This is a genomic window from Actinomyces ruminis (assembly GCF_002154335.2).
Lineage (GTDB): Bacteria > Actinomycetota > Actinomycetes > Actinomycetales > Actinomycetaceae > Actinomyces > Actinomyces ruminis.
The window spans coordinates 1-8,431 of the sequence record NZ_MTPX02000036.1 but is presented as its reverse complement, the minus strand read 5'-3'; the positions used below and the strand labels follow the sequence as shown (position 1 = coordinate 8,431).

Annotated in this window: 8 protein-coding genes and 2 pseudogenes; 4 read left to right on the top strand and 6 right to left on the bottom strand. The window is 72.4% G+C overall.

Annotated elements, in window-relative coordinates; translation table 11 throughout:
• Window positions 1-216, bottom strand: a 216-nt coding sequence (locus BW737_RS16725) for a hypothetical protein (RefSeq protein ID WP_218961804.1), incomplete at its 3' end; no start/stop codon positions are given.
• A gap of 85 nt (window positions 217-301) precedes the next feature.
• On the opposite strand from BW737_RS16725, the gene metX reads away from it, so the two are divergent.
• The 4 genes and pseudogenes from metX (at window position 302) to BW737_RS05970 (ending at window position 5,546) form a co-directional block, all read left to right on the top strand.
• Window positions 302-1,492: a homoserine O-acetyltransferase MetX gene (gene metX / locus BW737_RS05985; RefSeq protein WP_420835710.1), complete on the top strand. Its 1,191-nt coding sequence runs from the start codon at window positions 302-304 to the stop codon at window positions 1,490-1,492.
• Window positions 1,489-2,577 carry an alpha/beta hydrolase gene (locus tag BW737_RS05980; RefSeq protein ID WP_086616048.1) on the top strand — a complete coding sequence of 363 codons (1,089 nt, stop codon included), beginning with the start codon at window positions 1,489-1,491 and terminating at the stop codon, window positions 2,575-2,577. The genes metX and BW737_RS05980 overlap by 4 nt, the downstream gene beginning before the upstream one ends.
• 571 nt (window positions 2,578-3,148) lie before the next feature.
• Window positions 3,149-4,175, top strand: a pseudogene (locus BW737_RS17895) (bifunctional lysylphosphatidylglycerol flippase/synthetase MprF); the annotation flags it as partial.
• Window positions 4,176-4,232: 57 nt separating this feature from the next.
• On the top strand, window positions 4,233-5,546 hold the full coding sequence (locus BW737_RS05970; protein ID WP_338063876.1) for an alpha/beta hydrolase: 1,314 nt from the start codon (window positions 4,233-4,235) through the stop codon (window positions 5,544-5,546).
• A 132-nt stretch (window positions 5,547-5,678) separates the two neighbouring features.
• Here BW737_RS05970 and BW737_RS05965 read toward each other — a convergent pair whose 3' ends face one another.
• The 5 genes and pseudogenes from BW737_RS05965 to BW737_RS16130 form a co-directional block, all read right to left on the bottom strand.
• Entirely contained in the window at window positions 5,679-6,692 is a 1,014-nt protein-coding gene (locus BW737_RS05965) for a restriction system modified-DNA reader domain-containing protein (protein WP_086616049.1), read from the bottom strand.
• A 100-nt stretch (window positions 6,693-6,792) separates the two neighbouring features.
• Window positions 6,793-7,149: a hypothetical protein gene (locus BW737_RS15640; protein ID WP_143233302.1), complete on the bottom strand. Its 357-nt coding sequence runs from the start codon at window positions 7,147-7,149 to the stop codon at window positions 6,793-6,795.
• 2 nt (window positions 7,150-7,151) lie between these two features.
• A complete protein-coding gene (locus BW737_RS05960; protein ID WP_180272090.1) occupies window positions 7,152-7,667 on the bottom strand; it encodes a DUF58 domain-containing protein in 516 nt (171 codons plus the stop codon).
• Window positions 7,591-8,025 carry a hypothetical protein gene (locus BW737_RS16135; RefSeq protein ID WP_218961803.1) on the bottom strand — a complete coding sequence of 145 codons (435 nt, stop codon included), beginning with the start codon at window positions 8,023-8,025 and terminating at the stop codon, window positions 7,591-7,593. The genes BW737_RS05960 and BW737_RS16135 overlap by 77 nt, the downstream gene beginning before the upstream one ends.
• Before the next feature lie 124 nt (window positions 8,026-8,149).
• A pseudogene (locus tag BW737_RS16130) lies at window positions 8,150-8,431 on the bottom strand (AAA family ATPase); the annotation flags it as partial.

The window sequence follows — 8,431 nt, the reverse complement described above, 5'->3', positions numbered from 1 at the left end:
CGCGGACAGATCAATCCCAGGACAGACCCAACCAGGCCGCCAGTCCGAAATAGGGTCACACACCCCCAGCACCGAGCAGACACTTACATTCTCTACGTCCGAGATCGGCACAAACAACGTGAGCGTCCTTAGTTCCGTTGCAGAAAAACGCACGATCTCAACGACTCGCAAACGCACCTCACCACCAGAGCGACCGTTTGTGCCGTTCTCGGACATTCCTCGCCCGTGCGCACAACCGGACTCCGTCACGGGCACGTGTGGGCCTCGCCCGCCGGCCACCGCCCCGGCTACCATGACGGCCATGACCTCGCCCCTCTCACAGGCGCCGGGGGTCGGCACCGCCACCCTCAAGCTCGTCGACCGCTCGGCGGGCTCCCCCACGGGTGCCTGGCGTCCCGGCGATGACCCCGGTCAGCGCCACTTCCTGGAGATCGGCGATCTCCCCCTGGACTCCGGCGAGATCCTGCCCGAGACCCACCTCGCCTTCGAGACCTGGGGCCAGCTGAGCCCAGCGCGCGACAACGCGGTGCTGGTGCTGCACGCCCTGACCGGCGACTCCCACGTCACCGGCCCCGCAGGCCCCGGCCATCCCACCCCCGGCTGGTGGGACACGCTCGTCGGACCCGGCCGCGCCATCGACACCGACCGCTACTACGTGGTGGCCGCAAACATCCTGGGCGGCTGCCAGGGCTCCACCGGCCCCTCCTCCACCGCCCCGGACGGACGCCCCTGGGGCTCGCGCTTCCCCTGGCTGACCACCCGCGACGCCGTGCGCGCCGAGTCGCGTCTGGCCGACGCCCTCGGCATCGACACCTTCCACCTGGTCATCGGCGCCTCCCTGGGCGGGCACCGCGCCCTGGAGTGGGGCGTGATGAACCCCGAGCGCGTGCGCAACCTGGCGCTGGTGGCCACCGGCGCCTCCACCACCGCCGACCAGCTCGCCTGGTGTCACCTGCAGGAGCTCGCAATCGTCGGCGACCCCTACTTCTTCGACGGCGACTACTACAACCACCGCGTCGGCCCCGTGCGCGGCCTGGGCCTGGCGCGCGCCATCGCCCACACCACCTACCGCTCCGCCGGGGAGCTGGATACGCGCTTCGGCCGCGCCCACCAGGGGCGGGAGGACCCCGCCGTCGGCGGCCGCTACCAGATCGAGTCCTACCTGGACCACCACTCCGGCAAGCTGTTGGCCCGCTTCGACGCCAACACCTACCTGATCGTCAACCACTCCATGATGGTTCACGACGTCGGTGCCGGGCGCGGCGGCATCCAGGCGGCCCTGAGTACGGTGACCGCCCGCACGCTGGTGGTGGACGTCGACTCCGACCGGCTGTTCCTGCCCGCGCAGGCCGAGGAGCTGACCGCCGGCATCCCGGACACCCGCCGGGAGACCATCCACTCCCTGCACGGGCACGACGGCTTCCTCATCGAGGCCGACCAGATGGACGCCGCCCTGCGCGGCTTCCTGGCCGAGGATGAGCCGGGCCGGTGAGCGCACCCACGGGCCCCACAGATCCCGTAGACACCGCCCCCGTCGACGCCTGGGGACCGGACGTGCTCGGGCCGGGCTTCCGCGCCCGTACCCTGCGATTGCTGCCGGACGCGGAGGACGACGACGCCGTCGCCACCCTGGTGCACCACGTGCCGGCGCTTGACCCCGCCGCCCTGCCCGGCACCCCGACCTCGCCGCGCTTCGCCTTCCTGTACCTGCACGGCTGGAACGACTACTTCTTCCAGGCGCACTTCGCCCGGGAGATCTCTCGCAGTGGCGGCGCCTTCTACGCCCTGGACCTGCGCCGCTACGGGCGGTCCCTGCGCGAGAGGCAGATGCACGGCTGGGTCACCTCACTTAATGACTACGACGAGGAGATCGGCCTGGCCCTGGCGGCCATCCGCGCCGCCGAGGGCTGGGACACCCCCACCGTGCTGTGCGGCCACTCCACCGGGGGGCTCACCGCCGCCCTGTGGGCCGATCGCCACCCCGGCGCCATCTCCGCCCTGGTGCTTAACTCCGCCTGGCTGGCACTCCAGGGCGCCGAACCCGTGCGACTCGTGGGCGAGCCGGTGGTGCGCACGCTGGCCCGCCGCGACCCGCACATGGTGATCCCAACCCCCGCCTACCCGCCGGAGTCCCTGTATTCACTCGCCGACGGCTGGGATCCCGAGCGCGACGGCGCCCTGCCCGACCCCGCCTGGACGGACGACCCGTATGTGACCGGCTGGAACGTCAACCGCGACTGGAAGCTGGTGCCGTCGGCCCCCATCCGCCCCGGCTGGCTGCTGGCGATCCTGGCCGGTCAGGCACGGGTGGCCGCGGGCCTGGATGTGCGCTGCCCGATTCTGTCCATGGGATCGGCCCGCAGCCATCTGAGCGTCACCTGGACGCCCGAGGCGCGCAGCACCGACACGGTCGTCGACGCCGACGCCACTGCCCGCCGCGCGATCGGCCTGGGCAAGCTGGTGACGGTGGCGCGCTTCGACGGCGGTGTGCACGACCTGGTGCTCTCCGCCCCGCCCGTGCGCGAGCAGGTCTACTCCGCGCTGCGCCGCTGGCTGCGCGGCTACGTGCTCACCTGACCCCCAGCGCCAGAAGGTTTTCACGCCTTCTCCTCCTGCGGTGGATACCTTCGTCCACGTACCCCTAGCCGTAAGTAGGGATATCCCCGACTTTTGGGTGACTCCGATTCAGGGACCGTTCATCCGCAGGGGCGAGGTGACCTATACCACCGCTCGCGCACCATGGATTCATGTCCGCCCCAGCTATCTCACCGTCGTCTCCCAGCACCCCGGCGAGCCCCGTGCGGCCGCGTCCGTTCGCAGCCGCGAGCCCCGCCGTCCCAGTGCGGCCCGTGCCCCGAGGTGGCCGTTCCCCGTTCCGGCGCCTGCGCCGCGGCCGCGCCACGCGAGCACTTCCGCCCCGGCACGCCCGTCCCGCGCGGCGCGCTACCGCACCATCGGATTGACGCTGTTGGGCACCGCCGCCGGCCTGCTCGCCATTGTCCTCACCCTCGTGTGGAGCGCGGACGCTCCACCCTCAACCCGACTGCTCGCGCCGCTGTTGGCCGGACTCATCCTGCTCGCCGTATGGCACCGCGAGCGCATCACCCGACGCGCCCACCTGGCCGCCGCGAGCGCCCGGCGGGAGGAGCTGGGGGAGCTCGTGCGCACGCATGGAGCTGGCACGCTCGGCTGGATGGCGACCTGGCCCGGCAACCAGGCGTGGATCGCCGCCGACGGGAGGACTGGCTTCGCCTACCGGTCCTGCGGCGGCGTCGCCCTCACGCTCGGCGACCCGGCCACCGCAACCGACCAGGTGGGTGCCGCGATCGATGACTTTGCCGCCTTCGCCGCCGACTCCGGGCTGATCCCGGCCCTGTATTCCGTGCACGCCCCGGTGATGGAGGCGGCGCGCTCGCGCGGCTGGACCATCCTGCAGGTCGCCGAGGAGGCGGTGCTCGATCTGGAGGGACTGGCCTTCCGCGGCAAGGCCTTCCAGGATGTGCGTACCGCCCTGAACCATGCCCGCCGGGAGGGCATCACCGCCCAGTGGACCACCTGGCCCGCGGCGCCCGCGGGCCTGCGCGATCAGATCCGTGCCATCTCCCAGGCGTGGGCGGCGGACAAGCCCCTGCCGGAGATGGGCTTCACCCTCGGCGGCCTGGCCGAGCTCGACGACACCGACACGCGCCTGCTGCTGGCCGTCGACGCCGAGGGCACCGTTCACGCCGTCACCTCCTGGCTGCCCGTGTACCGCGACGGCGAGGTCATCGGTCTCACCCTGGACGTCATGCGCCGTCGGAAGGACGGGTGGCGGCCCGCCATCGAGTATCTGATCGCCCGCGCCGTCCAGGACGCGCAGGCAGAGGGACTGGAGCTGCTGTCCCTGTCGGGCGCCCCGTTGGCCCGCTCCGCCGACGTCCCCTGCCCGGGTGCGGCCGCGGCCCGTCTGGATCCGGCATTGGACTGGTTGGCCCGCCGGCTGGAGCCGGCCTACGCTTCGCCTCCCTGCATGCCTTCAAACAGAAGTTCCAGCCGCGGGCGGTGCCCATGTATCTGGCGGTGCCGGAGGCCATTGATCTGCCGGCGGTGGGGCTGGCGATCGCCCACGCCTACGTGCCCGGCTGACGCCCGCGCAGGCGGCCCGCTTCGCCCGGGCGCTGGTGAATCATGAGTGACGGCGTGGTGCAGCTGCTGCGGCAGGTGCGGCTGCTGCACCCGTGGATGGGGGCGGCGTGCCTCGCGTCGTCGTGGTGGTGGCGGCACTGGTGTGGTTAACCCGTACCCGGCACCTGCCGTGGCGCCGCCAGCTCGCCGCGCCCCTGGCCGGGGCGGGGATCGGGGTGGCCTGCTGGGTGGCGGTTGACTGCCTGTGGCGTCCCTTCGCCGACGGCGTGGGGGCCACCGTGTGGCTGTGGGTGGCGCTGACGACAACCGTCGTCGTCCAGGTACTGCTCGGCGGGGACGCGGCCGCCGACCGGGCCCGGGTGCATGAGCACAAACGGCGGATGGTGCGCGCCGCCGGGTCGGGCGTGTCGATCACCGCCACTGTGGCGGCCGCCTGTCTGGCCGTCAACGCGTTCTTCGCCGCCTATCCGTCGGCCGCCGCGGTGCTCGGCATGGGGGTGGCGACGACGCCGCTGGCGTCCCTGCCGGCCGCGGCCGCCCTGCCCCGCCACCCCGAGCGTGGGCGGGGCGTACTGGAAGAGACCTGGCAGGCGCCCGCCGACATGCCGGAGACCGGCGCCGTTGTCACCGCCGCCATCCCGGCCGGCGACCAGTCCGGCACCGACGGCTTCACGCCGCGTGACGCCTACATCTACCTGCCGCCGGCCTACCTGACGCCGCAGCGTCCGGCACTGCCGGTACTGGTACTACTGACCGGCCAGCCGGGTAGCCCCTCGGACTGGTTCGAACTGGGCGGGTTGAAGGACTCGCTGGATGCCTACGCCGCGGCGCACGGCGGCCTGGCGCCGGTGGTGGTGGTCGCGGATCTGCTGGGCAGTCCTTACCGCAACCCGCTGTGCGCCGACACCGTGCGCGGCGGAAAGGTGGCCACCTACCTGGAGCAGGACGTGCCCGCGTGGATTCGCACCCACCTGCAGGTGGATGACGATGCGGCGCACTGGGCGATCGGGGGACTATCCAACGGCGGCACCTGCGCGCTGCAGGCGGTGGCCCGCTCCCCGCAGGTCTACCCCACCTTCCTGGCCATGAGCGCCGAAGAGCACCCCACCCTGGGTTCGGAGCAGCGCACCATCGACGTCGGCTTCGCCGGGGACCGGGCCGCTTATGCGGCGAACGATCCGCTCTCCCTGTTGGCGGCCGCGCCGGCCGGAAGCTACACCGGTGTGGCCGGGGTGTTGTCGGTGGGCACCGGCGACAGCCGCTACGCGCAAGTGGTGCCGACCGTAGCCGACGCGGCCATGCGGGCGGGCATGTCGGTGACGGAGCGGGAGTATCCCGGCGGACACACCTGGGCGGTGTGGTCGGCGGCGCTGCGCGATCAGCTCGACTGGTTGGGCCGCCGCCTCGCACTCACAGCGTGAGCGTGGGACACGTCTTCCCCCTCTGATACGAGCTTTTGCACCCTGGTGTACGGCAATTTGCCATACACCAGGGTGCAAAAGCTCGCAGTAGACGGCCGGGTCAACCTCTGCCCCCTTCCGCCCGGTTCGACCTCAGACCAACAGCTCGCGCAGACTCGGACCGCCGACCCCGACGCGCCACGCCCGCCAACCGTCAATGTCCTGGGTGTGCTGGGCGGCGTTGGCCGCCGCAGACGGGTCACGGTAGGCGGTGCCGTCGGCCAGGGTGATGGTGCCGTCGGCGGCCAGCGTCGCCCGGTGGTCGATGCCGCGGCGACGGCGTAGCCACACCAAGGTCGTGGGGGTCTCGAGCGTCTGGGCGATGGCCGCCAGCGCCTGCTCGGAGGCCTCACCGGAGGGGACGGTGGGCTCGGCTCCGAGCGCCGCGGCGTCCAGGCGGTGTCCGCTACCGGAGGCAGCGGGGGCCGGGACCGGGGCGCCGTCGTCGGGCTGCGGGCCGGGGGTCTGAGCGACCACCGGCGTGGGCACGGTGGCGGCGGAGGGTTCAGGGTCAGCGGCCGGGGCCGCAACCTGGGCGGCCGGGTCTAAGTCCAATGCCTGGCTGGCGACGTCGGTGTGCAGCAGTTCCACGGACACCAGGGCGCGTCCGTCTTCGGTGGAGCGGACCCGCAGCTCGTGCAGCTCCACGCCGGATTCGGCGATCATGCCGAAGGAGGTGCGCACGTCGTCGGCGATGCTGGTGGCCACGACGGTCAGGCGCGGCCCGGGCTCGACGCGGGCGGGCATGGCGCCGCGGAAGCCGGCCCAGTCCTGCTCGAAGGCGGGCAGGCCCCCGGGGTAACGGGAGGCGAGTTGGTCGCGGCCGGTGCGGGCGGCATTGGTAGCACGGGCCATGGCCAGCAGCAGCGCGGTGGAGTCGAGCACGTCAATGACCTCAATGGTGACGACCTGGCCGGCAGCGTCGAGCGCGGTCAGAGCGTCGCCGCCGACGACCTGATCCCAGCCGATGGCCAGCAGCGGCCGATGCAGCACCTCGGCAATCTGCCGACGCACCGCAGCCAGGACGGCGGCGCGGTCCGCATCGGTGGCGGGGCGGCCGAGAACCGCAGGCTCGAGCCGGTCATCCTTGAGGTCAAAGAGCGCCATCTTGATGTGCCTTCCTGTCCGGCGCTCACCGCACCGACGGGTCGCGCACCATGCTGGGCCATCCTCTCACGTGCAGAGGGGCACATCGCACCTGTGTGGCTCATGCACACGCCAACCAGCAGTCAGTATGTGCGCGCATTGTCACCAACCGCCTGTGAGGCCGACGCCAGAGGCTCGCGAGCCCTGCGCGCTCCGCCATGACATCGCCGTCATCGCGCTTGGCGGGTACGGCTACATCCCCAAGACCCAGGTCAGTGGCAGTGTCCTCCACCTCTTCCCAGGCCGCGGCGGCGGGCCGGGAGTCATCACGGATGCGACCTAAACGACGGCGGCGGCGCCCGGCACGCACCAGGGAGGGGGCGGCGAGCAGCATTGCGGCGGCAACTGCCGCAACCAGCCACAGCATGTGGTGCCCCAGCTGGTTCCCGGCATGGGCAGCGGAGTCCGATGGCGTCACCTTCACCGTGGCGAGGCGGCGCAATAGGGCGATGGAGTGTGCTGCGACGGCGCGGTGATGCTCCTCGCCCAGGCACAGTTCAACGTCGTGCCCGGCGCGCGCCCAGGCTCAATGATTCCAGCTGCTTGGCTGACCGACGTCTCGAAGGTGTCGGCATCGGGGTACGCGGCGGCGCGCAGGTCGAGCGCCAGACGGCGGGGAGCGCGGGCGTCGGACTCCCGATCGACTACGAGCGGCCGGTCAATGCGGGCGGATTGGCGCCAGTGGACGGCAGTGAGGGAGTCGCCGGGCCGATAGCCGCGCAGGTTGCCGAGTTGGCGGCCAGAGCCGGCGGAGAGCGAGCGGGGCCGAGCCGATGCGCCGGGGGCGTCGCACCGGCCGGCCCGAGTCGGGCCCGGGAGCGTGTCCGGTGGGAGCGGGTGCGGCAGAACCAGGACGTCGTCAGCGGCGCGCAGCGGGATGCGGACGCGCGCCAGCCCGAGCGGGTCGTAGCAGATCAGCGTCTCGGGGCCGACCACGATTCGCCCGCGCCGGGGCGAGCGGTAAGAGATCGCGCAGCCGCCCCCCATTCACGGGAATCGTGAAGCGGTCATTGTTGACGCGCCAGGTCACCCACAGAGGCATCCACCGGGGCAGGTGTGTGGTCAGAGCGAGTCGCCAGATGGCCTGCTCACCGGCACGGACCTCACCCGAAGTGCTCTGCTGCAGGCCCGGACGGGCGATGAGCGCCAGCGTCCAGCCGGCGAGTAGCCCGGCGGCGGCCAGCGCGGCCAGGAGGAGGCCCAGGTCGCGCATGAGGCTCAGGCCGGCGAAGGTGCCGCCGCCTATCAGTGCCGCCCCAAGCAGGAGCACCTGCCAGCCCGACGCTGACGGCACCGTCCAGGGGACGAGCCGGTGTGGGGGCCGTCCGCCGCTGGCTGCGGCAACACGAGCGCGCCCGGTGCGGCGGCTGGGTGTGTAGGGCCATGGTCTGGCACCGCGCGCGTGAGTCGGCATCGGCTCAGTCGCCCGCCGGCACGGGCAGGTTCGCGACGATGCGCCGCAGGACGCGGGTGGAGGCGGCAAGCGCGTCGGCGGCCGCGGCGTATTGCCCGGTCGGGATGAGTCGGTGGGCGAGCACGTCCACGGCGGCATGGGCGACGTCGTCGGGCGAGACGAAGCCTCGGCCGGCCATGGCAGCGCGAGCGCGGGCGACGGCTGCCAGGTGGAGGCCGGCGCGGGGGCTGGCGCCCAGGGCGATGGCGGCGTCGTTGCGGGTGGCGGCCACCAGGGCGACGATGTA

Coding starts and splice junctions, on each gene's coding strand:
- metX (WP_420835710.1), top strand. CDS start 302: ATGACCTCGCCCCTCTCACAGGCGCCGGGGGTCGGCACCGCCACCCTC.
- BW737_RS05965 (WP_086616049.1), bottom strand. CDS start 6,692: ATGGCGCTCTTTGACCTCAAGGATGACCGGCTCGAGCCTGCGGTTCTC.